Source organism: Mycobacterium sp. MFM001 (assembly GCF_003402475.1).
GTDB lineage: Bacteria > Actinomycetota > Actinomycetes > Mycobacteriales > Mycobacteriaceae > Mycobacterium.
On sequence record NZ_BFAB01000004.1, the window covers coordinates 271126 to 296703 of the forward strand.

The 25578-nt window shown below is 66.0% G+C and carries 27 protein-coding genes and 1 riboswitch; of the genes, 21 read left to right on the forward strand and 6 right to left on the reverse strand.

The window, feature by feature from the left end; genetic code table 11:
• Positions 1–7 precede the first annotated feature (7 nt).
• Positions 8–682 carry a PAS and ANTAR domain-containing protein gene (locus MFM001_RS09435; protein ID WP_238159052.1) on the reverse strand — a complete coding sequence of 225 codons (675 nt, stop codon included), beginning with the start codon at positions 680–682 and terminating at the stop codon, positions 8–10.
• A 105-nt stretch (positions 683–787) separates the two neighbouring features.
• Positions 788–898, forward strand: a riboswitch (TPP riboswitch).
• Between MFM001_RS09435 and thiC the strand changes: the two genes are divergently transcribed.
• From thiC to MFM001_RS09460, 5 genes are all read left to right on the forward strand, one after another.
• A complete protein-coding gene (gene thiC / locus MFM001_RS09440) occupies positions 890–2491 on the forward strand; it encodes a phosphomethylpyrimidine synthase ThiC (protein WP_116374985.1) in 1602 nt (533 codons plus the stop codon). It overlaps the preceding riboswitch by 9 nt.
• Positions 2488–3318 (forward strand): bifunctional hydroxymethylpyrimidine kinase/phosphomethylpyrimidine kinase, encoded by an 831-nt coding sequence (gene thiD, locus MFM001_RS09445; protein WP_116374986.1) that lies wholly within the window; start codon positions 2488–2490, stop codon positions 3316–3318. Before thiC ends, thiD begins: the two co-directional genes overlap by 4 nt.
• Positions 3315–3950, forward strand: coding sequence for an alpha/beta family hydrolase (locus MFM001_RS09450; protein WP_116374987.1), 636 nt, complete (start codon positions 3315–3317; stop codon positions 3948–3950). Before thiD ends, MFM001_RS09450 begins: the two co-directional genes overlap by 4 nt.
• 7 nt (positions 3951–3957) lie before the next feature.
• Positions 3958–5442 (forward strand): NAD(P)/FAD-dependent oxidoreductase, encoded by a 1485-nt coding sequence (locus MFM001_RS09455; protein ID WP_116374988.1) that lies wholly within the window; start codon positions 3958–3960, stop codon positions 5440–5442.
• Between the two features lie 8 nt (positions 5443–5450).
• Positions 5451–5726 (forward strand): hypothetical protein, encoded by a 276-nt coding sequence (locus MFM001_RS09460; RefSeq protein WP_116374989.1) that lies wholly within the window; start codon positions 5451–5453, stop codon positions 5724–5726.
• Here MFM001_RS09460 and MFM001_RS09465 read toward each other — a convergent pair.
• A complete protein-coding gene (locus MFM001_RS09465) occupies positions 5701–6900 on the reverse strand; it encodes a TetR/AcrR family transcriptional regulator (protein ID WP_116375096.1) in 1200 nt (399 codons plus the stop codon). The two genes, MFM001_RS09460 and MFM001_RS09465, sit on opposite strands and share 26 nt — an antisense overlap.
• 157 nt (positions 6901–7057) lie before the next feature.
• On the opposite strand from MFM001_RS09465, the gene MFM001_RS09470 reads away from it, so the two are divergent.
• Genes MFM001_RS09470 through MFM001_RS09480 form a run of 3 tightly spaced genes read left to right on the forward strand, consistent with a single transcriptional unit; the run spans position 7058 to position 8539 of the window.
• A complete protein-coding gene (locus tag MFM001_RS09470; protein WP_116374990.1) occupies positions 7058–7282 on the forward strand; it encodes a hypothetical protein in 225 nt (74 codons plus the stop codon).
• A complete protein-coding gene (locus MFM001_RS09475) occupies positions 7279–8163 on the forward strand; it encodes an oxygenase MpaB family protein (protein ID WP_116374991.1) in 885 nt (294 codons plus the stop codon). Before MFM001_RS09470 ends, MFM001_RS09475 begins: the two co-directional genes overlap by 4 nt.
• Before the next feature lie 19 nt (positions 8164–8182).
• Positions 8183–8539, forward strand: coding sequence for a hypothetical protein (locus tag MFM001_RS09480; RefSeq protein ID WP_238159054.1), 357 nt, complete (start codon positions 8183–8185; stop codon positions 8537–8539).
• Positions 8540–8557: 18 nt separating this feature from the next.
• Here the strand turns inward: MFM001_RS09480 and MFM001_RS09485 are convergent, their stop codons facing one another.
• Together MFM001_RS09485 and MFM001_RS09490 are read right to left on the reverse strand one after the other, a co-directional pair.
• Positions 8558–9130, reverse strand: a complete 573-nt coding sequence (locus tag MFM001_RS09485; RefSeq protein ID WP_371685512.1) for an Mce protein — start codon at positions 9128–9130, stop codon at positions 8558–8560.
• Positions 9130–9717, reverse strand: a complete 588-nt coding sequence (locus MFM001_RS09490; RefSeq protein ID WP_116374993.1) for a hypothetical protein — start codon at positions 9715–9717, stop codon at positions 9130–9132. The genes MFM001_RS09485 and MFM001_RS09490 overlap by 1 nt, the downstream gene beginning before the upstream one ends.
• A 340-nt stretch (positions 9718–10057) precedes the next feature.
• Here MFM001_RS09490 and MFM001_RS09495 point away from each other — a divergent pair, with 340 nt between their 5' ends.
• The 13 genes from MFM001_RS09495 to MFM001_RS09555 are packed head-to-tail and all read left to right on the forward strand — an operon-like array spanning position 10058 to position 22478.
• Positions 10058–10909 carry an ABC transporter permease gene (locus tag MFM001_RS09495; RefSeq protein ID WP_238159056.1) on the forward strand — a complete coding sequence of 284 codons (852 nt, stop codon included), beginning with the start codon at positions 10058–10060 and terminating at the stop codon, positions 10907–10909.
• Between the two features lie 53 nt (positions 10910–10962).
• A complete protein-coding gene (locus MFM001_RS09500) occupies positions 10963–11820 on the forward strand; it encodes an ABC transporter permease (RefSeq protein ID WP_116374995.1) in 858 nt (285 codons plus the stop codon).
• On the forward strand, positions 11821–13332 hold the full coding sequence (locus tag MFM001_RS09505) for an MlaD family protein (RefSeq protein WP_116374996.1): 1512 nt from the start codon (positions 11821–11823) through the stop codon (positions 13330–13332).
• On the forward strand, positions 13329–14408 hold the full coding sequence (locus MFM001_RS09510; protein ID WP_116374997.1) for an MCE family protein: 1080 nt from the start codon (positions 13329–13331) through the stop codon (positions 14406–14408). The genes MFM001_RS09505 and MFM001_RS09510 overlap by 4 nt, the downstream gene beginning before the upstream one ends.
• The gene (locus MFM001_RS09515; RefSeq protein ID WP_116374998.1) at positions 14401–15423 is read left to right on the forward strand and encodes an MCE family protein; all 1023 of its coding nucleotides are present in this window, start codon (positions 14401–14403) and stop codon (positions 15421–15423) included. Before MFM001_RS09510 ends, MFM001_RS09515 begins: the two co-directional genes overlap by 8 nt.
• Positions 15420–16529, forward strand: a complete 1110-nt coding sequence (locus MFM001_RS09520; RefSeq protein WP_371685515.1) for an MCE family protein — start codon at positions 15420–15422, stop codon at positions 16527–16529. Before MFM001_RS09515 ends, MFM001_RS09520 begins: the two co-directional genes overlap by 4 nt.
• 2 nt (positions 16530–16531) lie before the next feature.
• On the forward strand, positions 16532–17749 hold the full coding sequence (locus tag MFM001_RS09525; RefSeq protein ID WP_116374999.1) for an MlaD family protein: 1218 nt from the start codon (positions 16532–16534) through the stop codon (positions 17747–17749).
• The gene (locus tag MFM001_RS09530; protein WP_116375099.1) at positions 17746–18996 is read left to right on the forward strand and encodes an MlaD family protein; all 1251 of its coding nucleotides are present in this window, start codon (positions 17746–17748) and stop codon (positions 18994–18996) included. The genes MFM001_RS09525 and MFM001_RS09530 overlap by 4 nt, the downstream gene beginning before the upstream one ends.
• Positions 18911–19483 carry an Mce protein gene (locus MFM001_RS09535; RefSeq protein WP_371685521.1) on the forward strand — a complete coding sequence of 191 codons (573 nt, stop codon included), beginning with the start codon at positions 18911–18913 and terminating at the stop codon, positions 19481–19483. The genes MFM001_RS09530 and MFM001_RS09535 overlap by 86 nt, the downstream gene beginning before the upstream one ends.
• Positions 19453–20241 (forward strand): mannan-binding family protein, encoded by a 789-nt coding sequence (locus tag MFM001_RS09540; RefSeq protein ID WP_116375000.1) that lies wholly within the window; start codon positions 19453–19455, stop codon positions 20239–20241. Before MFM001_RS09535 ends, MFM001_RS09540 begins: the two co-directional genes overlap by 31 nt.
• Before the next feature lie 50 nt (positions 20242–20291).
• Positions 20292–20726: a MarR family winged helix-turn-helix transcriptional regulator gene (locus tag MFM001_RS09545; protein ID WP_116375001.1), complete on the forward strand. Its 435-nt coding sequence runs from the start codon at positions 20292–20294 to the stop codon at positions 20724–20726.
• A 15-nt stretch (positions 20727–20741) separates the two neighbouring features.
• Positions 20742–21611: an LLM class F420-dependent oxidoreductase gene (locus MFM001_RS09550; RefSeq protein ID WP_116375002.1), complete on the forward strand. Its 870-nt coding sequence runs from the start codon at positions 20742–20744 to the stop codon at positions 21609–21611.
• Positions 21612–21632: 21 nt separating this feature from the next.
• Positions 21633–22478: an SDR family oxidoreductase gene (locus MFM001_RS09555; RefSeq protein WP_116375003.1), complete on the forward strand. Its 846-nt coding sequence runs from the start codon at positions 21633–21635 to the stop codon at positions 22476–22478.
• 6 nt (positions 22479–22484) lie between these two features.
• Here the strand turns inward: MFM001_RS09555 and MFM001_RS09560 are convergent, their stop codons facing one another.
• Together MFM001_RS09560 and MFM001_RS09565 are read right to left on the reverse strand one after the other, a co-directional pair.
• Positions 22485–24005, reverse strand: a complete 1521-nt coding sequence (locus MFM001_RS09560; protein WP_116375004.1) for an HNH endonuclease signature motif containing protein — start codon at positions 24003–24005, stop codon at positions 22485–22487.
• A 96-nt stretch (positions 24006–24101) separates the two neighbouring features.
• Positions 24102–25535 (reverse strand): M28 family metallopeptidase, encoded by a 1434-nt coding sequence (locus MFM001_RS09565; RefSeq protein WP_371685522.1) that lies wholly within the window; start codon positions 25533–25535, stop codon positions 24102–24104.
• Positions 25536–25578: the final 43 nt, after the last annotated feature.

Sequence of the window (25578 nt, forward strand, 5' to 3'; positions counted from 1 at the left end):
CGTGAGTCTAATTGCGCGAGTCGCCGGATACCCGTCCGTGGACCGTGAGCAAGAGATGGTCGAATTCGCTTTGGACGTGGGGCGATGGCGGCGGCAGGGTGCTGACTTCATCGACCAACTGCTTGGCCAGCTCGCGCAGTTTGGTGTTGGTCTCCTGCGATCGCCACCGCAACACGCCGAAGGCCTGCTCGGCGCTGACCCGGTAGATGGCCATCAGCACACCCTTGGCCTGCTCGATCACCGCGCGGGCCTCGAACAGGTCGGGCAGCGTCTCGTCGAGGACCTCTTGGCGGGTCTCCTCGAACGTGTCGGTCAGGTCGATGTAGTAGCCGGCGGTCCCCACCACCGCGCCGGTCTCGTCGGTCATCCGGTCGCCGACCACGATCGCGTCGTGCACAGTGCCGGCGGTGTCGAGGAAGCGGTGGCGGCTGGAGAACGTGCCGCCGCCGTGCAGCGCGCGGTCGAGGATCTCCTGGACGTGGGCGCGGTCCTCGGGATGCTTGTGCGCGAGCATCAGTTCCGTCGTCGGCACCACCGACCCGGGTTCGTAGCCGTGCATCCGGGCCACCTCGTCGGACCACTCCCAGCGCTGACCCACGAACCAGAACCGGAACGCGCCGACGTTCGAGTAGGCGTCGGCGCCGGGAGGGAATCCCGTCGTCGCTCTGGCAGTCCTCTGCACGGTAAGAAATCATTCCACCCGCGAGGCCTACCGGCCAGGGGTTGTGCCTCGGTCGAATTCTTTCCAGCCGCCGCGGTCGCACTGCGCTAGCGTGGTCAGGGTCCGACGCATCCACGCGGGAGCTCACCCAAGTGAGCTGAGAGGACGGCTCGGGGGCCGTCGACCGTATGAACCTGACCGGGTAATGCCGGCGTAGGGAGAGGAAAAATGACTGCAACTGTCGAGCCAACCGTGACCACCGGGCCCATCGCGGGCAGCACCAAGATCTACCGCGACGGTGTTCCGTTCCGCCGGGTCAACCTGTCCAACGGCGAGCACTTCGACCTCTACGACACGTCCGGGCCGTACACCGACCCCGACGCCGTGATCGACGTGCACCGTGGGCTGCCGCCGCGTCCGGGCGTGGTGCGTGACCGCGGCACCCAGTTGCAGCGGGCCCGCAACGGCGAGATCACCGCGGAGATGGCGTTCATCGCCTTGCGGGAAGGGATGCCCGCCGAATTGGTGCGGGACGAGGTCGCGCGCGGCCGCGCGGTGATTCCGGCTAACCACAACCACCCCGAGAGCGAGCCGATGGTCATCGGCAAGGCGTTCGCGGTGAAGGTCAACGCGAACATCGGCAACTCGGCGGTCACGAGCTCGATCGCCGAGGAGGTCGACAAGATGGTGTGGGCCACCCGCTGGGGCGCCGACACGATCATGGACCTGTCCACCGGCAAGGACATCCACGAAACCCGCGAGTGGATCATCCGCAACTCGCCGGTGCCGGTCGGCACCGTGCCGATCTATCAGGCGCTGGAGAAGGTCAAGGGCGATCCGACCTTGCTGACGTGGGAGATCTACCGCGACACCGTGATCGAGCAGTGCGAGCAGGGTGTCGACTACATGACCGTGCACGCCGGGGTGCTGCTGCGGTACGTGCCGCTGACCGCCAAGCGGGTCACCGGCATCGTGAGCCGCGGCGGGTCGATCATGGCGGCGTGGTGCCTGGCGCACCACCAGGAGTCGTTCCTCTACACGCATTTTGAGGAGCTGGCCGACATCTTCGCCCGCTACGACGTGACGTTCTCGCTGGGCGACGGCCTGCGGCCCGGCTCGATCGCCGACGCCAACGACGCCGCCCAATTCGCCGAGCTGCGCACCCTGGGCGAGCTGACCAAGATCGCGAAAGCCCATGGCGCGCAAGTGATGATCGAAGGGCCCGGACATATCCCGATGCACAAGATCGTCGAGAACGTGCGGCTTGAAGAGGAGCTGTGCGAGGAGGCGCCGTTCTACACGCTGGGCCCGCTGGCCACCGACATCGCCCCGGCCTATGACCACATCACGTCGGCGATCGGCGCGGCGATCATCGCGCAGGCCGGCACCGCGATGCTGTGCTACGTCACGCCCAAGGAGCATCTGGGGCTGCCGGACCGCAAGGACGTCAAGGACGGGGTGATCGCCTACAAGATCGCCGCGCACGCAGCGGATCTGGCGAAGGGTCATCCGCGCGCCCAGGAACGGGACGACGCGTTGTCGACGGCGCGATTCGAGTTCCGGTGGAACGACCAGTTCGCGCTGTCGCTGGACCCCGACACTGCGCGGGAATTCCACGACGAGACGCTGCCCGCCGAACCGGCCAAGACCGCGCACTTCTGCTCGATGTGCGGCCCGAAGTTCTGCTCGATGCGCATCACCCAGGACGTCCGCGACTACGCCGCTGAGCACGGTCTGGACAGCGAGGAGGCCATCGAAGCGGCGATGGCGGAGAAGTCGGCCGAGTTCGCCGAGCACGGCAATCGGGTGTATCTGCCGATCGCGCAGTGAAATACCTGCCTTTAGCACCTGCGGGGACAACGCCGCTGCGGGTGCTGGCCATCGCCGGGTCGGATTCCGGCGGCGGTGCCGGCATTCAGGCCGACGTGCGCACCTGCACGCTGCTGGGCGTGCATGCGCTCTGCGCGGTGACCGCGGTGACGGTGCAGAACTCGGTGGGCGTCAAGGGTTTTCACAAGGTTCCCGGCAACGTGATCGCCGCCCAGATCGAGGTGGTGTGCCACGACATCGGGTTGCAGGCCGCCAAGACCGGCATGCTGGCCTCCGCCGAGATCATCGAGGCCGTCGCGTCGGCGTGGCGCGACCACGCACCGGACGCGCCGCTGGTGGTGGACCCGGTGTGCGCGTCGATGCACGGCGACCCGCTGCTGGACGCGGGCGGGCTGGATTCGCTTCGCGGCGAACTGTTTCCGTTGGCCACGCTCGTCACGCCGAATCTGCACGAGGTGCGGCTGCTGGTGGGCATCGAAGTCGTCGACGCCGAGTCTCAGCGCGAAGCGGCCCGCGCGCTGCACGACCTGGGGCCGACGTGGGCGCTGGTCAAGGGCGGGCACTTGCGCGACTCGGAGCGCAGCACCGATTTGCTGTTCGACGGCAACGACTTTCACGAGTTCGAGTCGCCGCGAGTGGACACCATCCACGACCACGGCTCCGGTGACACTCTGGCCGCCGCGACGGCGTGCGCGCTCGCGCACGGCTACCCCGTCCCGGACGCCGTCGCCTTCGCCAAGGACTGGGTGACCGAATGCCTGCGCGCCTCATATCCACTCGGCCATGGGCACGGCCCGGTGTCCCCGCTGTTCCGGCTTGGGACATGAACCTCGAGGAGATCGCCGGCGTCGCGCACCATCCCGACGGCACCCCGTCGGGCGTGGTGGTGTTGACGCACGGCGCCGGCGGCAACCGGGAATCCCCACTGTTGCAACGGGTTTGCGACGAGTGGGCGCGGCGCGGCTGGCTGGCGGTGCGCTACAACCTGCCCTACCGGCGGCGCAGACCCAAAGGGCCGCCGTCCGGTTCGGCGGCCACCGACCGCGCCGGCATCGTCGAGGCCATCACCGTGTGCCGCAAGCTCGCCGACGGCCCGCTGATCACCGGCGGGCATTCCTACGGCGGCCGGCAGACGTCGATGGTGGTGGCCGCCGGGGATGCGCCGGTAGATCTGTTGACCCTGTTCTCCTACCCCGTGCATCCCCCCGGCAAGCCGGAACGCCCGCGCACCCAGCACCTGCCCGACATCGCGGTGCCGACGGTGTTCACCCACGGGACGTCGGACCCGTTCGGCTCTCTCGACGAAGTGCGCGACGCCGCCGCGCTGATTCCGGCGCCGACCGAGGTCGTCGAGATCACCGGCGCACGGCACGACCTGGGCGCCAAGAGCCTCGACGTGGCTGCGCTGGCCGTCGATGCGGCGCTGCGTCTACTATCCGGTACCGCGGGTTCTGTATAGTCGCGTCATGGACTCACCACAGTATGACTTCGTCATCGTGGGTGCGGGCTTCGCCGGTATCGGCACCGCGATCCAGCTGAAGCGGCTCGGCTACGACAACTTCGTCATCCTCGATCGCGAGGCCGACCTGGGCGGCACCTGGCACGTCAACCGGTACCCGGGCCTGGCCGTCGACATCCCGTCGACCACGTACTCGTACTGGTTCGAACCCAACCCCTACTGGTCGCGGCTGTTCGCGACGGGTCCCGAGCTCAAGCAGTACGCCGACCACGTCGCCGACAAATACGACGTCCGCCGCTACATGCGGTTCAACACCACCGTCGAGGGCGCCCGCTGGGACGAGGACTCGCAGATCTGGCGGGTGGCGCTGGCCGGCGGCGAAACGCTGACCACCCGCTTCCTGATCACCGCGACCGGCTTCCTGTCCCAGCCGCACACCCCGGACATTCCCGGCATCTCCTCCTTCGAGGGCAGGATCATCCACACCACGGCCTGGGACGACAGTTACGACTTCGCCGGCCGCCGGGTCGGGCTGATCGGCACCGGTGCCACCGCCATCCAGCTCATTCCGGAGCTGGCCAAGACCGTCGCCGACCTGACGGTGTATCAGCGCACTGCGATCTGGGTGGCGCCCAAGGTCGACTTCCGGATCTCGCCGGCCGTGCAGCGGCTCTTCGCCCGGGTGCCGCTCACCCAGCGGGCAGTGCGGTGGGTGACCGACGGCCTGCTCGAGGTCATGACGGTCACCGGCGTGCTGAACTACCGCTACTTCCGGCGGCTGTCCATCGCCGCGATGGACCTGTGCAAGATTCACCGGTTCGTGCAGGTTCGCGACAAGGAGTTGCGGCGCAAGCTGACCCCGGACTACGACATCGGCTGCAAGCGGCCGAGCTGGTCCAACGACTACTACCGCAGCTTCACCAAACCGCACGTGCACTTAGAGACCGGCGGCATCGACCGGATCGAGCCGGACGGCATCGTCACCAACGACGGCAACAAGGCCGACATCGACACGCTGGTGCTGGCCACCGGATTCGACCTGTGGGACGCCAACTTCCCGGCCATCGAGGTGGTCGGTCGCGAAGGCCGCAACCTCGGCAAGTGGTGGCGGGAGAACAGGTTCCAGGCCTACCAGGGTGTCTCGATTCCGTATTTCCCGAACTACCTGAGCCTGGCCAGCCCGTACGCCTTCTCCGGGCTGTCGTTCTTCAACACCATGGAATACCAGATGCGGCACATGGATCGGCTGCTCGGTGAGGTCAAGCGCAGGGGCGCAACGACTTTCGAGGTGACCGAAGAGGCCAATGCCCGCTTCCTGGATCGGATGACCCGGCATCTGGACAGCTCGGTCTTCTACGCCGGCGACTGCGCCACCTCGCGGTCCTACTACTTCAACCACAGCGGCGAGGCGACCCTGCTGCGGCCCACCTCGGTGCGCAACGCGGTGCGGGACGGGTCTAAATTCCCGTTGGACGACTACGCAATCGCCTAAGGAGCCCCATGTCACGCAAGAGCAACCGTGTCGCCCGATTCTCGGGTTTGGCCTTGGCAGGCGCCGGGGTGTCCCACTTCACCAGCCCGCAGTTGTTCGAGCCGATCAGCAAGCCGGTGTTCCCCCGCAACACCCGCCAGCACATCTACACCAACGGCGGGATCGAAACGGTGCTCGGGCTGGGCTTTTCCAGCCGGCGGACCCGCAGCGCGGCGATCGTCGGGTTGATCGCCTACCTGGCCTATCTGGGTGGCAGCGCTATTCGGAACGGCCAAAAAGCGTAGCCTGCATCAGCTTTCGCACACATGCCTGCGGGTAGGCGGACTGCTCGGCCGATTCTTCGTAGTGCACCAGCCGGCCCAGGTCGACCACCAGCGCCATCGCGGCGTGTACCAAAAACCGCGCCTGCGCTGCCGTCAACGCCGGCCGCGCCGCCTCCAGCAGCCGCGTCCAGGAATCGATCGTGGTCCGCTGCACGTCGCGCAGCAGCTCCTGGTCGGTGCGGGTCAGGTTGACCCGCTCGGTGTAGTAGATGGACGCCAGTTCGGGGTTGGCGAACGACGTCGCCACAAACGCCTCGATCAGCACGGTCAGCATCTGGCGTGGCTCTCGCAGATCGCCGAGGATCGCCGACAGGTGGCCGGAGACCCGGTCGGCCGCGCGGCGCAATCCGGTGGACAGGATCTCGCACTTGCCGGAGAAGTACCGGTAAATGCCCGATACGGGAATGCCGACCGCCGACGCGATTTGCGCCATGCTGGTTTCGGAGTACCCGTGGTGGTTGAACAACACCATCGCCGCGCCCAGCAGGGCTTCGTACATGCCGGCATCCGAGGCGAAGATCCGCCAGGCCGCTGGGCGGCCGACGATGTCGTCCGGATGCGGGAGGTCGGCGGCGAGCACCGCTAGAGCGGCTTCGCGCAGCAGCGCGCGGATATCGTCGTCGGGCAGCCGGACCCGATGGTCGACGATGCTGCCGATGACACTGAGCGTTCCCGACGAAAGCATCCACCGCTGCGACGACGTCAATGCCGGCCGAATTGCCATGAGAGGACGCTGAATTCGGCGGTTGACCACCCGCAGCTGATCGGCCAGCGTGGCCTCGTCCTCGCCGTGCAGATAGCGGGCCTGCCAGCGGTACAGACCGCCGGACTCCCGGTTGGCCAGCGTCACGTCAACGAGTGCGTCGACCAAGCGCTCCAGCATGGCGGCCGGATCGGCATCGGTGGGCTCGGCGTCCGCGAAGTCGGTGCAGTCGACCAGCTGCTGGCCCAGCGCGAGCACCGCGTCGCGAAACAGGTTGTACTTACCGGAGTAATGCCGGTACAGCGCCGCCGCCGATATCCCGACCTTGGCCGCGATGGCCTCCATGCTGACCGCGTGATAGCCCTGCGCGCTGAAGGCCTCGGCCGCGGCGCGCGCGATCTGCGCCTTGCGGTCTTTCGGCCGTCGGCGCACCGGCGCCGCCGACTGCGCACGAGCGGTCGTCACCGCCTCACCCTAGCCGTAGATTCACAGTCTCGAAAACCTACCGCTGGGTCAGAACCTTTATTAACATAAATGCTATTCCGTCGCCGGAGCTACGGCGCACGGGTTTCCTGCCGAAGGGACGCACATGCTGGAGAAGGTTCGCCAGGTGCTTGGCTTCCAGATCACCGTCGCCGAACTGATCGGGCTCGCCCTGATCGTCGGAACGCCGTACTTGCTGGTCGGCGTGATCTGGTCGACGACGCACACCGATCATCTGCACAAGATGCACGGAGCCGATCTGGTGGTGTCGTTCCTCGGGTCGATCGTGTCGTGGCCGGTGCTGTTGTTCGCCGATGTCTGTATGACATGACCGCCGAAGCCGGCGCGCCGCTGACGACCGCTGATACCCGTATTCACATCACCCGCCGCACCGCACGGTGGGACAACCGGCCGGCCACCGTCGCCGACGCTCTGGACTTCTGGTCGTTCGCCGCTGGCGCCGCCAATGTCGTCATGCAATTGTCGTGGCCCGGTGTCGGCTACGGGGTGATCGAGAGCAAGGTCGAATCCGGCAGCCTGATGAAGCACCCTTGGAAGCGTGCCCGCACCACGTTCAGCTATCTGGCGGTGGCGATTCTGGGCAGCCCCGAGGACCGGGCCGCCTTCCGCGACGCCGTCGACGTCGCGCACCGGGAAGTCCGCTCAGGCCCCGAGAGCCCGGTCAAATACAGCGGTTTCGACCGCGATCTGCAAATGTGGGTCGCGGCTTGCCTTTTCGTCGGGCTGGAAGACACCTATGAGCTTCTGCGCGGCAAGCTGACCGGCGAGCTGGCCGAGCACTTCTACCGCTCGGCGTTCCCGCTTGGCACCACGCTGCAGGTCACCGAGGACCAATGGCCGGCGACCCGTGCGGATTTCGATCCGTACTGGAACGAGGCGTGCGGGCGTGTAGTGCTCGACGACACCGTGCGGAGGTACCTGCAGGACCTGATCAGCCTGCGGATGATCACGCCGCCGCTGCGCATCTTCGTCCCGCTGTTGCGGTTCTTGACCACCGGTTTTCTTGCTCCGGTTTTCCGCGATGCGTTGCAGGTCTCGTGGACGCCCGGTCAGCAGCGTCGATTCGAATACCTCTTTTTGTTGGTGGCACTGGTCAACCGGTTTCTGCCCAAGTTCATCCGGCAGGGCGGCAGCTATGTGCTGCTGACCGACGTGCGCAGCCGAATCCGGCGGCGCCGCAAGCTGATTTGAAAGGAGGTGAGAAAGCATTGTGCGACATCTGAGTCACAGCCACTTCTTCGCCGGTGTGGTGGCCGTAGTGCTGATCACCGTCGGATTGCTGGCCCTGTGGTGGCCGGTCTATCTCGACCAGTTCGACCACTACGGAGTTCAGATCACTTGCGGCAGAGGCTTCAGCGCCAACCTGACCCAGGCCGCCGACGCCGGCGGTGACGACATAGCCGGCAAATGCGGTACTGCGTTGCTCGTCCGTCGCGCCTGGGCGATCCCGACCGCCGCCATCGGATGGGTGATGATCACCATCGTGTTGGCGATCTGGGTCCACACTCCGCCCGGCCCCCAAGAGGAAAGCACCCGTTTCTGGGAATTGCGCGGGGACGCCACATAGCAACGCGCGCCGCAATTCTCACGGCAGCTCGACCTTGCTGGCCAGCCATCGGCCGTCGACCTTCTCCATCGTCATCGTGACCCGGCTGCGGTCCAACTGCGGCTCGGGCGCAGCAGCATTGCTCACCGACTGATCGACGAACAGCACCACCTCGACCTTGTTCGTGCTGGCCGACTTCACTGCCGCTTCGATGACATTGCCGTGTGCGGCCGCCTTGTTGTCCACCAGCGTCTGACGCAACTGCGCGCTCGACTGGGTATACATGTCTTTGAACTCGCCAGTGGCGCCGTCGAGAACGTCGGTGAAGTTCTTGTCGATCGCCTTGGTGTCGATGCTGGTGAGCGCCAGCGCGTATTTGGTTGCGGCGTCCACTGCTTGGGCCGAAGCGACCTTGACCTGATGGTGCTGATACAGCAGCCACCCTTCGTATCCGACGCCGGCCAGTACGGCGGCAAGCACGCCGGCCGCGACCCATCGGCCTATTCTGCGCGGCCGTCCTTGCGGCTCTTGCGGTTCCTCCTCAACGGACTCTTCGGTGTCTTCAGCCGCAGTGTCTTCGGCCACGGTGTCGTTCTCGGTGCTAGTGGTCATCAGCTGCATGCCCCCAAATCGCGGATCGCGTTACCCCATCCCGTCGCTGCCACGATGTTGGCGTGGGTAACGCCTGACGGGTCTTTCTTCTTGATACTGGTGCCGATTCGCGACAGCTGAAACGCCACGCTGGCCATCGATTCACCCCCGTATATCGGCGAGTACGGGCCGAAGTTGTCGGGAGTGTTGGTGACAATCAACGGCTTGACCCGCGGTGCCAAGAAGGCCGTCGACTGGTCGATATTGGCGACGACGGCATCAGCCTGGCGTTGCACACCGGCGGCCGAGTAGTCGTCGTGGTGGTCGCCGAGGTTGCGGTTGAACTCGTTGATCTGGCCCATCAGCGGGTCGAACTGCGCGTTGAACCACTGGCACGAGTCCGACATGCCGCCGACCATCTCCGGTGTCACCCGATAGGTGAAGGTGTTGTACGGCCAGATGTCGAAGTTGGGCGACCAGTCGCTCGGCGCCGGGCTGAACACTGGCAGCGGTGGCGGTGGATTCGGATCGGCATGCGCGACGCCGGCCAGTCCGACCGCGGCCGCAGCCAGACCGCCCGCCGCACGCAACACCGCGGTCGGACGCATGAGGCCACCGTAAATGACGAAATTCTCGTTAACAAGAGCCGGCTTCCGTTCCCTGATCCGCCTGCCGGGGAGGTTAGCGGAGAGTCGCACGATGTCTCGCAGGTTCAGGGCTGCAGCGCCGCCGAGCGGGTTGCTGCGGCACAGTTGGCTGATGTCGTCGAAACCGGTTGTGAGACTGGCGTTCTTTACAAATCCAGGGCTTCTGTAGGAATTCATGTGACTCGGCGATCCGCCACCTGACGCGCATGGTGCTACGGTCGTTGATCACGGCGCCTGCTTGCTCCGGCCAGTTTCGCGAAAGCCTTCCGCTCGGCGCAGAATCATGATTAACATGCTCGCCGTGGATCGTGGCACGGATCTGGCGCCTGACGGCGTGGCCGCCATCGAAGAGTGGACCGCAGGGTACGTCCGTCGGCACCCGCTCGCGTCACTCACCACCGTCGGAGAGCAGTACGTCCTGGCCGTGCGGACCATCCAATATTTCTTCGTCGACCTGTTCACCGGACGCTTCCAGTGGATCGAGTTTTTGCGGCAGGGCGCGTTCATGGCGGGCACAGCCGTGCTGCCGACGGTGCTGGTGGCGCTGCCGATCGGGGTGACGCTGTCGATCCAGTTCGCGCTGCTGGCCAATCAGGTTGGTGCGACGTCGCTGGCCGGAGCGGCGAGCGGGCTGGCCGTGATCCGGCAGGCCGCGTCGCTGGTGGCGGCGGTGCTGATGGCGGCGGCCGTCGGGTCTGCGATCACCGCGGACCTGGGCTCGCGCACCATGCGAGAGGAAACCGATGCCATGGAGGTCATGGGCGTTTCGGTGATCCGCCGCCTGGTGGTGCCGCGGTTCGCCGCGGCGATCATGATCGGCGTCGCCCTCACCGGAATCACCTGCTTTGTCGGCTTTTTGGCGAGCTACCTGTTCAACGTCTACTTCCAGCGTGGCGCACCGGGCAGCTTCGTCGCGACGTTCTCGTCGTTCGCCACCACCGGCGACATGATCGTGGCGCTGTGCAAGGCCGTCGTGTACGGCGGCATCGTCGCGGTGGTGGCCTGCCAGAAGGGCCTTTCCACCAGGGGCGGGCCGACGGGTGTCGCCGACTCGGTGAATGCGGCTGTGGTGGAAGCGATTTTGGTGCTGATGATCGTCAACGTCGGCATCAGCCAGCTCTACAACGTGCTGTTTCCGCGGACAGGTCTGTGACCATGCGCGCCGGCGACAATGCAGAGCGAAGCGATGCTGAGGAGCGGCGCTAGATGACCGCCTCGACCTACGTCCCCGCCGTCGCGCGACCGGTCGTCGCGATCTACCGCAGGGCTTCCACGCCGACGATCCGGCTGGGGCACATGCTGGTGTTCTTCGCGCGCGCTCTGGTTGCCGTACCTGCGTCGCTGCGGCAATACCGCAAGGAATTCCTGCGACTGCTCTCCGATATCGCTTGGGGCAACGGCTCAATCGTGGTCGGTGGCGGCACCGCCGGAGTCGCGGTGGTCCTCGGGTTCACGGCGGGCGCACTGGTCGCCGTCGAGGGCTACAACTTCCTCAACCTGCTCGGCCTGGGTCCCGCGACCGGCATCATCTCGTCGCTGGTGAACACTCGAGAACTCGCGCCGATCATGGCGTCGCTGGCATTCGCGATGCAGGCCGGTTGCCGATTCACCGCGCAGCTGGGCGCGATGCGGATCGCCGAGGAGATCGACGCGCTGGATTCGCTGGCGATTCGGCCGATCCCGTTCCTGGTCACCACGCGGCTGATGGCCTCGATCATCGCCGTGATCCCGCTCTATGTGGCCTGCCTGGCCGTCACCTACCTGACCTGCCAGCTGGTCGCCGGTGTGATCAGCGGCGGATCCGTCGGCCCGTACCTGCACTACTTCACGATGATGTTGAGCGGCAAGGACATCATCTATTCGGTGCTCAAATGCGTGGTGTTCGTGTGGATTTCCTCCACCGTGCAGTGCTACTACGGGTTTTACGCCGGCGGCGGTCCCGAAGGGGTGGGGGTGGCCGCCGGGCATGCCATGCGAGCGAGCATCACCGTCGTGATCATGGTCAACATGCTGCTCACCATGGCGTTGTGGAGCATCGACGCCGGCGCGAGATTCGGTGGCTAGATGGGGAATTCGCTGGATCTCGACGGGCGAGGCCCCTCCGATCAGCAGCTGCTGGCGTACGGCGTGACCGTTCTGCTGGTGATCGCCGCGGTCACCGGAACCCTGCTGCTGAAGTCCACCGGGCGACTCAACGACTACGTCCGGGTAGTTGCCGAGCTGATCAACGTCGGCGACGGGCTGCCGCAGCGTTCCGACGTGAAATACCACGGCCTGCTGGTCGGCGCCGTCGACAACGTCATCCCTGCGACGTACGGCAAACCCAACTACGTGCACATCAACCTCAAACCCGAATACGCCACCCAGATCCCGGCCACCGTGACCGCACGGGTGGTGCCCAGCAACGTGTTCGCGGTGTCGTCCGTGCAGCTCGTCGACCGCGGCCAGGGCGCAGGCATCCGCAACGGCGCGCACATCCGCGAAGACACCGAACTGTCCACGGTGATCTTCCAGACCACCATCAGCAAGCTGCGTGACATCCTCGCCGCGACCGGGCGGGGACGCGAGGACCACAGCGTAGGCATCCTGGCCGCCGTCGGCGCGGCCACCGAGAACCGGCGCGTCAAGCTGCTCACGGCCGGTGCCCAGTTGACCCGGGTGCTGAACGAGCTCAACGCGATCGTGGCCGCCGAGCCTGGCCCGACGACGGTGTCGGCGCTGCTGGACGCCACCCGGGGCCTGCAGTCCACCGCGCCGGAGCTCGTCGACGCCCTGCACGACGCGGTCCGGCCGATGCAGACGCTGGCCGAAAAACGCGCCCAATTCCTGTCTTTGGTGGCTGGCTCGCAGCACACGTTCGGAGTGACCCGGCAGGCGTTCGACAACCACACCGACCAGCTGATCGAGATGACGCAGAACCTCACGCCGGCCGTGGGCGTGTTCGCGATCAACAGCGACAAGTTCCTGCCCATCTTCACCCGGTTGAAGCGGTTGTCGGACAAGTTCTTTGACGAGGTGTGGGATCCCGAGCTGGATACCGGCAACATGCGGGTCAACCTGGCGCTGACGCCTACCTACACCTACACCCGCGCCGACTGCCCGCGCTACGGCGAGTTGAAGGGCCCCAGCTGCTTCACCGCCCCGGAGATCGCAGTGCGGGCCGACCTACCTGAGGTGTTGTTGCCGCAGAACTACCATCCGCCAGCGGATCTCGCGCCGCCACCCGGCACTCAGATCGGGCCGGACGGCAACCTGGTCGCGGTCGGGCCGCCGCTGGTCAACCCTGGCGGCCCCAACCTGGAGGACCCCAATCCGCCGTTGCCGTGGTGGCCGTGGCCCACTGGTCCGGCACCACGGGTTCCCGGCACGGCCGATCCCGACGATGCTCCGCCGCCGCCACCCCCGCTGCCCGCCGAGGCCGCGCCCGCGTCGTACGGCGGAAACGTGGGCCCGGTGGGTAGCCAACGCGAACGCGATCAGCTGGGCCTGATCACCGGGCAGCCGCATCCGGCGTCGGTGGCGACCCAGCTACTGCTGGGGCCGGTGGCCCGCGGTACGACGGTGGGCGTGAAATGAAGTTCCGCGGCCCGCTGATCGGGCTGTCCATTTTCATGGTGATCGCCACTGCCGTGACGTGGTTGGTGTACGCAACGCTTCGGCGCGACGTGTCCGGGTCGACGACGCCGTATGCGGCGATGTTCACCGACGTCTACGGGCTGCGCGTCGGCGACGACGTCCGGATGGCCGGCGTCCGGGTCGGTCGTGTCGAAAACATCGAGCTCGCAGGCAAACTGGCGAAGGTTTCGTTCATCGTCCAAAACGACCAACAGGTGTACGGCAACACCGTCGCGTCGGTGACCTACCAGAACATCATCGGGCAGCGCTATCTCGGGCTGTCGCTCGGCGAGACCGGCAGCCGGAGCCAGCTGCCGCCCGGAAGCGTGATCGGAGTGCAGCAGACCGATCCGTCGTTCGACGTCGGAAAGCTGCTCAACGGCTTCGAACCGCTGTTCTCGCTGCTGAATCCGAAGCAGGCCGACGACCTCACCAAAGGGGTGATCCAGTCGCTGCAGGGTGACCGGGCGTCGATCCCGCAGCTGGTGGAGCAGACGTCGACGCTGTCCCGCACGCTGTCCGCGCGCGACCAAGCGCTCGGTGATCTGATCACCAGCCTGACCAGAGTCACCGACAGTGTCGCCGCGCAGAACGATGATCTCGACCACGCGCTGAGCCAAACCCTCGACGTGATGGCGGATTTCGATGCCCGCCGGCCGTCGCTGCAGTCGTCGGTCGGCTCGATCGCTGCGGTCACCCGCCGGCTTTCCGCGATCGCCGACGACGTCTACCCCGCCTTGGACGAGATGATCACCCGCCAGCCGGGTTTCACCAAACACATGGCCGGCATGGAGCCACAGCTGGCGTTCACTGGTGACAACCTGCCGCTGCTGCTCAAGGGTTTGGCGCGGATCGTCGACGAGGGGTCTTACGGCAACGCCTATGCCTGCGACCTCAACGCCACCGGATTCTTCCCGGGGCTCAACGACATCACCACGTTCATCGTCAACGCGGCGACCCCGGGCAACGCCTATCCGATCACCACGAAGAACCTGGGCTGGCACACCCCGCGATGCAGGAACATGGCCAATGGCTAGGCGCCGGCCGCTGGAGTCGTACAACAAGACCTGGCTCGGGTTCGTCGCCTTGGCGGTGGTCGGGGTTCTTGTCGCTGCATCGTTGTTGGTCAAGGTGCTCGGCATCGGCTACACCCACTACACCGCCGAATTCCTGCAGGCGGCGTCGCTGCGTGCCGGCAACCCGATCACGATCGCCGGCATCGAGGTCGGCAGCGTGTCGAGCATCAAGCTCGCGGGTGATCACGTCGAGGCCGGGTTGAAGGTGCGCGACAACGTGCCGCTGGGCAAGGATACCAGGGCGGTCATCAAGGTCATGACGATCCTGGGCTCGCGCTATCTCGAACTGGTGCCCGACGGGCCCGGTTCGCTGCCCGGCAAGACGATCAGCCTGGCGCACACCGACGTGCCCTACGACCTGCAGTCGCTACTCGAAGACGCCACAACGACATTCGAGCAGGTCGACTCCGACCAGTTCGCGCAATCGCTGGCCGTGCTGGGTAGGCAGCTCGAGGGTGTGCCGCCGCTGGTTCCGCAGGCGATGGCTAACCTGCACACTCTCTCGGCGATCACCGCCGACCGTCGTGACCAGCTCGGCGCACTGCTCAAGAGCACGCAGCGGGTGGCCAACACGCTGCGGCGCCAGCAGACGAATCTTGGCAACCTGATGGATCAGGGCCAGGACCTGATCGGCCACTTGGTGGCGCGGGAGGCCACCTTTCACGCCATGCTGGCAGCGCTGACCCAGCTGGTCGACCAGCTCGACAAGATCGTCGTCAACCACCGGCCGATGCTCGACGAGCTGTTCACCAACCTGCACGAGCTCACCAACATGGTCGGCCAGCACGACGACCTGCTGCGCAATCTGCTGCAGGCCGCGCCGGTGCCGCTGCGCGGCCTGACGAACGCCACCGGGTACGGGCCCGTCGTCGAGTTCAACCTGGCCAACGGGCTTGCCATCGACTCGTGGATGTGCGCGATCAGTGGGCGCGCCAAGGAGTTCGGCATGATCCAGTACTTCAAGGACTGCAAATGACCAGGCGCAGGGTTATCGCGGTGGTCGCGGCTGCGGCCGTGCTGGCCGTCGCGGGCCTCGGGGTGGTCGGCTATTACGTCAAGTCCCGGCTCGATACCATCACGCTGACCGCCCAATTCGACAGTGCCGCAGGCCTTTACGAGGGCAACGCGGTTGCGGTGCTGGGCATGCCGGTTGGTACGGTCTCCAAGATCACGTCGAAGGGCAGCTACGTCGAGGTCGAGTTCACCGTCGACAAGCACGTCAAGATTCCCGCCGCCGCGCAGGCGGTAACGGTCACCACCTCCATCCTGACCGCCCGCCAGATCGAGTTGACGCCGCCCTATCGCGGTGGGCCGGTGTTGAAGAACCACGACACGATCGGGCTGACCCGCACCAAGACGCCGGTCGCCTTCGACCGGGTGCTCGACATGCTCGACAAGGTCTCGAAGTCGCTCAAGGGCAACGGCAAAGGCGGCGGACCGATCGCCGAGCTGACCGATGCCGCGGTCGGAATCTCCGACGGCAACGGTCAAAAGATCCTGTCGGCTCTCGACGAGCTCTCGAAAGCATTGCGGCTCAGTTCCGAACGGGGCGAGACCACGCGCGACGAGCTGACCACGATCATTACCAACCTCAGCTCGCTGGTAGAGGCCGCCGCCCGCAACGACGCCAAGGTACGCGAATTCGGCTCGACGACACATCAGCTCAGCCAGATGCTCGCCGACGAACAATTCGGCACCGGCGCCACCGGCCGCACGATCAACAGGATTCTCGACCAGGTTGCTTCCCTGATCGAGGCGAACCGGGAAAACCTGAAGCAGGCGATCCGCAACGGCGACACCGCCGCCAAATCGATTGTGGACAACCAGCGCGGTGTCGCCGAGATGCTCGACGTGCTTCCGCTGACCCTGGAGAACCTCTACAACACCGTCGACCAGAACAACGGAGCAATCCGGGTGCACGGCCTGCTCGACAAGGCGCTGACCGACAGCCAGTCCGCCAAAGAGATCTGCAATCTCATGCACCTGCGTCAATTGGGCTGCAGCACCGGAACATTGCAGGACTACGGGCCCGACTTCGGCCTGACGTACATCCTCGACGGTCTCTCGGCGATGGGACAATAACGATGGCGCACAAAGCGTTGGCGGTCATTGCCGCCGCAGCCGTGACCGCCGGTTGTGCCACCAACGGGCTGAGCAGCCTGCCGCTGCCGGCGCCGGGGATCGGCAATGGCGGATACCTGCTGCACGCCGTCTTCTCCAACGCACTGAACCTGCCCGCACACGCCAAGGTGAAACTCGCCGGCGCCGATGTCGGCCAACTCGAGTCGATGGTCGCGCGAAACTACACCGCCCAAACCACGTTGCGCATCATGGACGGCGTCCGGGTCCCGGTGGGAAGTACCGCCGAGCTGCGCTCAGCCACCCCGCTCGGCGACGTGTTCATCGCGATCAAGCCAAACCCGTTGCAGCCCAACGTACCGCTGTTGCACAGCGGCGACACCATCGGCCTGGAATCGACCCGCGCCGCCGCCACCGTGGAGTCCGTGCTCAGCTCGGCGGCACTGCTGGTCAACGGCGGCGCGGTGCGCAACTTCACCAATATCGTCAATGGCGCCGGTAAGGCGACCGGCGACCAGGGACAGGCGTTCGGCGACCTGATCAATCGAACCAACGCGCTGCTGGTCAAGCTCAACGCCCGATCCGGCCAGATCGACGAGGCGCTGAGCGAAACCGCGCGGCTGGCCGATCGGCTCGACGAGAAGAACCAGGCCATCACCGACGTCTTGCGGGCGGTCGGGCCGGCGACCGACGTGTTGTCGGCCGACGCCGACCAAATCGCCGATGTCGTCGAGCAAGTCGGCGCCATTACCCGCCAGCTGCAGAAGTTCCCGTCGATCGCCGGCACCGACAAGACCGGCCGCAGCGTCATCAAAGACGCGAATGCTATTGCCGCGGCGTGGAATGACGTCTCGGTGAGCCCAGACACCAGCCTGGCCGCCCTCAACAGGCTGATCGCGCCGCTGGTCAAGGGCACGTCGAGCTCGGCGATTTCGGTGCGTGCCAGCTTCGACCGGCTGGTCATGGGATCGCGGCCGGGCACCGGAGCGGAAACCGGTGGATTCAAGGGTGATCCGGTCTTCCACGGCCCGATGCACCGCGACATCAACAAGCTCATCGGCTCGCTCAAGTACGCCCTGTGGCGACTGCAGGAACGTGTCATCGGGCGCGGCCCGAACACTTCGATGGGTCAGGACCCGTGGACGGCGGTCGGCCCGCCGCTGCCGCCGGCGCCGCCGGGAGAGGCACCGCCGGATCCGTTCGCCCAGGAGCCACCGGGATGATCGACACCTTGAGCCGGCTGATTGTCGGCATCGTCCGGGCGGGCCACCGCCAGCGGGCGTGGTTGTCCGGGATGGCGCTCGCACTGACACTCGTGGTGGCCGTGGCATATCTGTTGATCGGCGCGCTGCGGGTGAACCCGCTGGACGCGACCTATCGCGTCAAGATTCAGCTGCCGGAATCCGGTGGCCTGCTGCCCAATCAGGACGTTGCCATCCGCGGAATCCGGGTCGGGCGCATCGAATCGCTGGAGGCCACGCCGTCCGGCGTCGACGTGATCGCTGACATCAAGAAGAACGTCAAGATCCCGGCGTCGAGCCCCGTGCGCGTGTCGGGGCTGTCGCCGGCGGGCGAGCAGTACATCGACTTCGAGCCCGCGTCGAACACCGGCCCGTTCCTGGCCAATGGCAGCGTGGTCGGCGCCGAACGGGCCACGACCCCGGTTCCGCTGTCAGCGCTGCTCGCCGACGCCGACGGGCTGCTGGCCCAGACCGATCCGAAGAAGCTCGAGCTCGTCAAGAAGGAACTGAGCCTGAGCAAGGAGGGACCGCGCAAGCTCACCGACATCATCGACGGCGGCATGTTCCTGCTGTCCACTATGGATCCTGTGCTGCCGCAGACGGTTTCGGTGCTGAAAACCAGCCGGGTGGTGCTGACCACGCTTGCCGACAAGAACGCCGGGCTGGCGGCCGCGACACAAGATGTCGCCCAGGTGATGGCCGGGGTCAACAAGATGGACGGCGGGTTCCGGCGGTTCGTCGACCGGACACCGGGTGTGCTGTCCTCGGTGGACAACCTGTTCGACGACAACTCGGACACCATGGTCGGGTTGCTGGCCAACCTGGTGACAACCGCGCGGTTGGTGTACGTCCGCGTTCCGGCGCTCAACGCGGTGTTCCCCAACTATCGCGGGTCGACGCTGGAGGCGTTGGCGACCACGATGCACGAGCACGGGCTGTGGGCCACGGCGGACATCTACCCGCGGTACACCTGCGACTACGGCACCCCGCGCCGGCCGTCGTCGTCGGCGGACTATCCCGAACCGTTCCTCTACACGTACTGCCGAGACGACGACCCCGAGGTGCTGATCCGTGGCGCCAAGAACGCGCCCCGGCCTGGCGGCGACGACACCGCCGGCCCACCGCCGGGCGCGGATCTGGGTCATACCACCGACCCAACACCCAAGGGCCGCTTCACGATTCCCACGCCCTACGGCGGGCCGACGCTGCCCGTCGAACCGCCTCGCTGAATTGGAGACGATCATGAAGTACGTGCGCATCGGGCTGGTGGCCGCAGTGTTCGTCGCCGCATTCGGCGTCGCCGGGATGCTGGGCTGGAAGTTGTGGGACGAGCATACGATCAGCCAGGGTGCCCAGGCTGCCCGGCAGAGCGCGGTCGACTATGCGCAGGTGCTGACCAGCATCGACTCCAACCAGGTGGACCAGAACTTCGCCGCTGTACTGGGCGGTGCCACAGGCCAATTCAAAGACATGTACACCAAGGCCAGTGTGCAGCTTCGGCAGTTGCTGATCGACAACAAGGCCACCGCGCACGGCGTCGTCGTCGCGTCGGCCATCCAGTCGGAAGCCAAAGACAAGGTCGTCGTGCTGTTGATGGTCGACCAGACGGTCACCAATGCGGCGCGGCCCGACGGCCGCGTTGATCGCAGCCGGATGAAGATGACGATGGAGAAAGTCGACAACCGATGGCTCGCAAGCAAAGTCGAATTACCCTAGCCTGGCTGACGGCTGCCGCCTTGACCAGTGCGCCGGTGGCGTCGGCGTCAGCTCAGACCTTCTGCGGCGAGCTCGGCGGACAATGGGACGGCCAGTACTGCCACTCCTCGGTGACCTCCGAGCGAAAAGCGGTGCGCGACATCAAGATGGCCATCCCGGGTGATCTCGTCGACAACCCCACCGCCGGACCGGTGATTCGCGACTACCTGCGAACACTGTCGCAGAACTGGCGCACCAAGGGCGCCACGATGGTGCAGGACAGCTGGGGTGAGGAGAACTACCAGGTGTTCCAGCACGGGCCCGCGCTCAGCGTGGCGTTCCACGAGGACTACCACGCCGACGGACCGTGGATCAACAACGCCTACCGCACTTTCACGTTCGACATGGCTAGCGGCAGGCGTCTCGAGCTCGCCGATATCACCAGACCCGGCGTGGATCCGCGGGCGGCCATTCCGCCGCTGGCCGAGCCGTTCATCCAGCAGGCGCTCGACCGGGCTGCGTGGCAGCACTCCTCCGGGACATACCCGTTCACCCTTGACCGGTGGACGCCGGACAAGGTGTACTCGGGCGGTTACAAGGCGTGGGTGCTCACACCCGACGAGCTGATCCTGTACATGCCGGACTATCCGGTGGGCCACGACTCCCCTGTCCAGTACGACCAGCTGCAGCAATGGTCGATGGACGGCGGCACCGTGGAGCCGCACATCCCGCTGGCTCCACTGAGTTCGGTCCTGCGCCCGGAATTCGGCGGAACGTAGTAGACAGCTGAAACTGTTCAGTTCAGCCTGTCTACTGTATGGTGGCAGGTATGGACGGGCCGAGCGAGTCTGCGATGCGGGCGGCGCGCGATCTGCGGGTCTTCTTCAGCAGGTTGCGCCGCCGGATGCGCGAGGTTGCCACCGACGACGACCTCACGCCGTCGCAGACGGCAGTGCTGACCCGACTGTGGAAAGACGGCCCGACGTCGGCCAGCGTGCTGGCCAGCGCTGAGCGCGTTCGTCCGCAGTCGATGGCCGCCACGCTGACCGCACTCGATCGGCACGGCCTGATCCGGCGCGCGCCGGACCCGGAAGACGGCCGCCGGCAAGTGATCTCGTTGACCGCCGCCGGACGGCGTCGCGCCGAGAACCACCGCCAGCTGCGCGGTGAATGGCTGGCCCGCGCCATGCAGGAGCAGTACTCGGAGGAGGAGCGCCGCGTCATTCTCGAGGCGTTGTCGCTGCTCGAGCGCTTGACCGACTAGCGAAAGGACGTGCCAATGGAATTGGCGATCCACTTCATCGACTTTCTGCCAGAACACCCGGCACGGCTGGCGCCGACGCTAGCATCCACCGCCAAGGCCGCCGAAGACATCGGCGCGACGCTGTTCACTTTGGCAGATCATTTCTTCCAGATGGAAACCGTTGGGCGAGCGGAAGATCCGTTCCTGGAGGGCTATACGTCGCTGGGCTATTTGGCGGCACAGACGTCCAGGATCGAGCTGGCCATGCTGGTCACCGGGGTCACATACCGCTATCCGGGGCTGCTGGCCAAGACCGTCAGCACCGTTGACGTGCTCTCACAGGGCCGCTCGATGTTCGGCATCGGGGCTGCCTGGTACGAGCGCGAGCACGTCGCGTTGGGTGTCCCATATCCGCCCTTGCGGGACCGGTTCGAGATGCTGGAGGAGACGCTGCAGATCTGCCGTCAGATGTGGAGCGACGACGACGGTCCGTACCACGGCAAGCACTATCAGTTGGCGGAGACGATCTGTGTGCCGCAACCGATTCGGCGACCGCCGGTCCTGATCGGCGGCTCCGGGGAGAAGAAGACGCTGCGATTGGTCGCCCAATATGCGGATGTCTGGAACAGCACGGTCTCCGAACCCGAGGAGCTCTCGCGGAAGATCGATGTGTTGAATCGGCATTGTGAGACGGTCGGTCGCGATCCCGCCGAGATTCGCAAGACGGTGGGACTGCTCACGGATCCGTTTGCCGACCTCGACGGGTACCTACGGACGGTCGAGCGCTATGCCGGGCTGGGGGTTTCGATGATCAACGTCGGCCCGCTGCCCGGCAATCCGGATCCGGCCGGCTTCGTGAAGCGTCTCGGCGACGATCTGATGCCGCGGATCGTCGAGATCGGTTGAGTACGGCGATATCCTTGCGCAATGGCATCGAGCGTGTCCGGGAAGGTCGCATTCGTCACCGGCGGCGCGTCGGGCATCGGCGCCGCGTTGGCTACGCGGTTAGTCGACGGTGGCGCCGAGGTCTGGATCGCCGATCGTCAGATCGGACCGGCGCAGGAGCTGGCGCAACGTCTTAGCAGTGGCGGCGGAAGGGCGCACGCAATCGAGCTCGATGTGCGCGAGTATGCGTCAGTCGAGCGCGCTGTTGGTGACGTGGTGCAGCAATCGGGACGGATCGACTATCTGTTCAACAATGCCGGCATTGGGGTCGCGGGCGAGGTCGACTCGTACACGCTCGACGACTGGAACGACGTCTTCGACGTGAACCTGCGTGGTGTGGTGCACGGCATCCACGCGGTCTATCCGATCATGATCCGGCAGCGCTCGGGCCACATCGTGAATACGGCTTCCATGGCCGGTCTTGTCACAACTGCGGGCCAGGCGGGTTACACCGCTACCAAACATGCCGTGGTCGCGATCTCGAAAACGTTGCGAATCGAGGCCGAGCGCCACGGTGTGCAGGTCTCGGTACTGTGTCCGGGCGTGATCCGGACGCCGATACTCACCGGCGGTCGCTATGGACGGACCGAGAAGGCCGGCCTCAGCGACGACGAAATCCTCCGGCGCTGGGAGCAATTGCGGCCCATGGCACCCGAAAAGTTCGCCGAGCGCGCCCTTCGCGCTGTGTTGCGTAACGACGCGATCATCGTCGTGCCAGCGTGGTGGAAGACCTTCTGGTACCTGGAGCGGCTATCGCCGTCGTTGTCGATGCGACTTGCCCGAGTCACGCTCGAGCGCCTCCGCAAAACACAGTCCACCACGTCCTGATCCTCGTCAAAACGGTGGCGGCTCGTCGTCGTCGCTGGGTGGGCTGGGGCCGAACATGGCGGTTTCGCGGGCTTTTCGGCGGGCTTGGCGGGTGTCTCGGTTGTGTTTGCGTTCGGCGGCGATGTAGTTGGCGCGGTTTTGGGCGCGGGTGCGGCGGCGTTTAGGCATCATCACGGTGCGCTCCGCGCAGCGTTCGGTGCGGACCGGTGCGGGTGGGGCCAGCTCGCCGGTGGGGGCGCACAGGCTGGGGAACAGCAGCGCGCTGCCCGGGGTGGTGACATAGGTCTGCCCGCTCGGGGAGGTCAGGATCAGGGTGCCGTCGGGCAACTGCTTGTCGGCCCAGCCCCAGAATGTTTTCACCAAATGATGGGCGCGGCAATAACATTTCAGGTTCGACGCATGAGTGGGCCCACCCTGGGCATAGGGGATCGTATGATCCAGATCGCAGTCCCAGGCCGGCCGATCACAGCCGGGCCAGCGACACGTCAAATCCCGACAGCGCACAAACTGCGCCAACGCCTTCGACGCCACATACCCGCGCTCGGGCGCGGCGTCGACAGGATGAGTCAACGCCACCAGCGTGGCCGACCGCGCCAACTCGGCCACCAGTTCGGGCGGGATCAGCGCATCAGCACCCACCTCGGAAGCCACCCCCGTCCCGGCGCCCTCGATCGCGGCTTGGTCGGCGATCACATGAATGAGCACCGGGCTCGGCGCCGGCTTACCACCCGCAGGACAGTCATCTCTCCCGCAGCCACACGCCAATCGCTGCGCCCCGACGGCCAGCGCCCCCATCGCATCGGCGCGCCGCTGGTTGCGGGTGCGCGGATCATGCTCACACACCGTGCCTGCCAATGCATCCAGGCGGGCATCGAGCGCGTGGGCGTCGGTGGCGATCAACCGGCCGAACAGCTCGGCCAAACCGTTGCCGCTAGCGCAGATCGACACCTCCCGATCGGCCTGCTGCTCGCGGCGCTGGCGCAGCGCATCGCGATCGGCGCGGGCCACGATCTTATCGACCTGTCCGGCCAACCGACCTTGGGTCATCGACGGCCAGCGCGGCGCCTTGAGCGCCAACTGGGCATCCACGGCCGCCAACACCTCGGCATCGGTGATCAAATCGGTGCGATACACGATGGTCTGAAACATCCGATAGTCGATATCCCCGGCTTGGAACACCGCACCCACCTTGGGTAGGCGCTCGCGCATCGCCCGCGCATACCGCAACCGGCTACCCGCTTGGCCCTGGCTGATCCGCAACGCCGCGGCCACCTCGGCAGCCACCGCCGCCTCGGTGTCCATCGCCCACTCCTCGGTCTCCGAACAACGCGAAAGCCGATAGCCAAACAACTGCCCGATCGCGACCAACTGCGCAGCCGCCGCCCGATTCTCAAACCGCCCCGCCGCACACATCCGCTCGACCAACGCCGCCGACTCCGCCGTCGTCGAGGGATAACAACGCTCAAAGAGCTCATCGAAGCGGGCAATCACCGCCTCCCGCGACCCCGGGCCCTCGATATCGAACATGTGTTCGAGTCTACCAGAGGCGGGCGACAAGTTGCCCCAGCCAAGGCGGGCCGCCGGATTCAGCCCGTCAACTGGGTGGACGGGCGCACCCGACAACTACTTCTTCAGTTCGTGGCGAGTGCGGTCCTCGCGGATCGGAACGCCGTTGCGGCCGCTGAGGTCCTGGGCGTACAGGCCGGTCGCATAGGCGACGCCAGCGCCGTGGATACCGAGCGCCTCCCGGTCGACGTGGTCAAGGGTGTCGGTGGCCTTGTGGTAATTGGGGTCGAATGGCTGATCCGCCTCGCCGCCCCACAGCTTGGCCTGCTCCTCGGACTTCTTGTTCTCGGCGCCGGAGAACAATCCGCCGGCCGGGATGCCGGCGAGCGTGAAGCCGTCGTAGTCGGACCGTCCGTCGAACGACGTGTCCTGCGGCGTTTTCCCGGCCGAGCGAAGATACGCGGCCAGCGAGCGCTCGATACCGGCGGAGCCTTCGGGCACAATCGGCTCGCCCCGCTTGTCGACCGGCATCGACTGGTCGCCGTCGTAGGTGAAGTAGCCCGCATTGGGCGATCCCAACATGTCGAAGTTCAGGTACAACGCAATGTCTTTGAGCGCGTCGAGGTTCAGCGACTCGACGTACTTGCGTGACCCGATAAGCCCCAACTCCTCTGCTCCCCAGAAGCCAAACCGCACCGCGTTGTGCACCTGCGGCGAACTGCCCAGCTGCAGCGCGGTTTCCAGCACCGCGGCCACACCTGAACCGTCGTCGTTGATTCCGGGCCCCTCCGGGACGCTGTCCAGATGCGCGCCGATCATCACGACGTCGGACGTGGAACCGGTCTTGGTCTGCGCAATGACGTTGCGGGCCGCGATGTCTCGGGTCTCGGCCTTCAGCTTGACGGTGACGGGACCGGGCTTGTCACGCAGTTGCACTCCGGCCGCTCGGGTGACGCTGACCACCGGGATCTTGACGTCGGTTTTGTCGCCCAGCGTTCCGCCCATTTCCTTTTCGTCGACGTTGTCGGCGACGATCAGCGCCACCGCACCGCGCTGCACCGCCGCCTCCTCCTTCTCGGTGAACGGGCAGGTGCCGCGGTCCACCAGCACGACCGCGCCCTTCACCGGCAGCTTGTCGTAATCCGACGGGGTGCACCCGGGAGTGTCGTCGACGGGAGCGGACACCAGCGGTCCGCTCACCCCGTCCGGCGGCGTGGGGAGGCTGAACTGCAACGCGCGGGCCTCGAAAGTTTTGTCGCCAATCGCCACCGACCCGGGCTCGGAGTGGAACACTCGCGCCTGAAACTCAGGGGTTTGCACGTCAAATCCCTTGTCGCGCAGCTTGTTTACTACGTAGTCGACGCTGGCATCGTAGCCGGGGGTGGCCACCGCCCTCGTGTTCCCGTTGGCCCGGGCGATGTCCTGCAGTTTCGACAGGTGCGCCATCATCGCGTCGGTGCTGATCTTCTGCCGCAGCGAGGTCGCGAAATTCGAAGCCGCCGACGACGTGGGCTGGGCGGACTTCGACGTGCCGCAGCCGCCGATCAGCAACGCGGCCGTCGCGGCCACTATCAGGACTACCTTCGATTTGTTA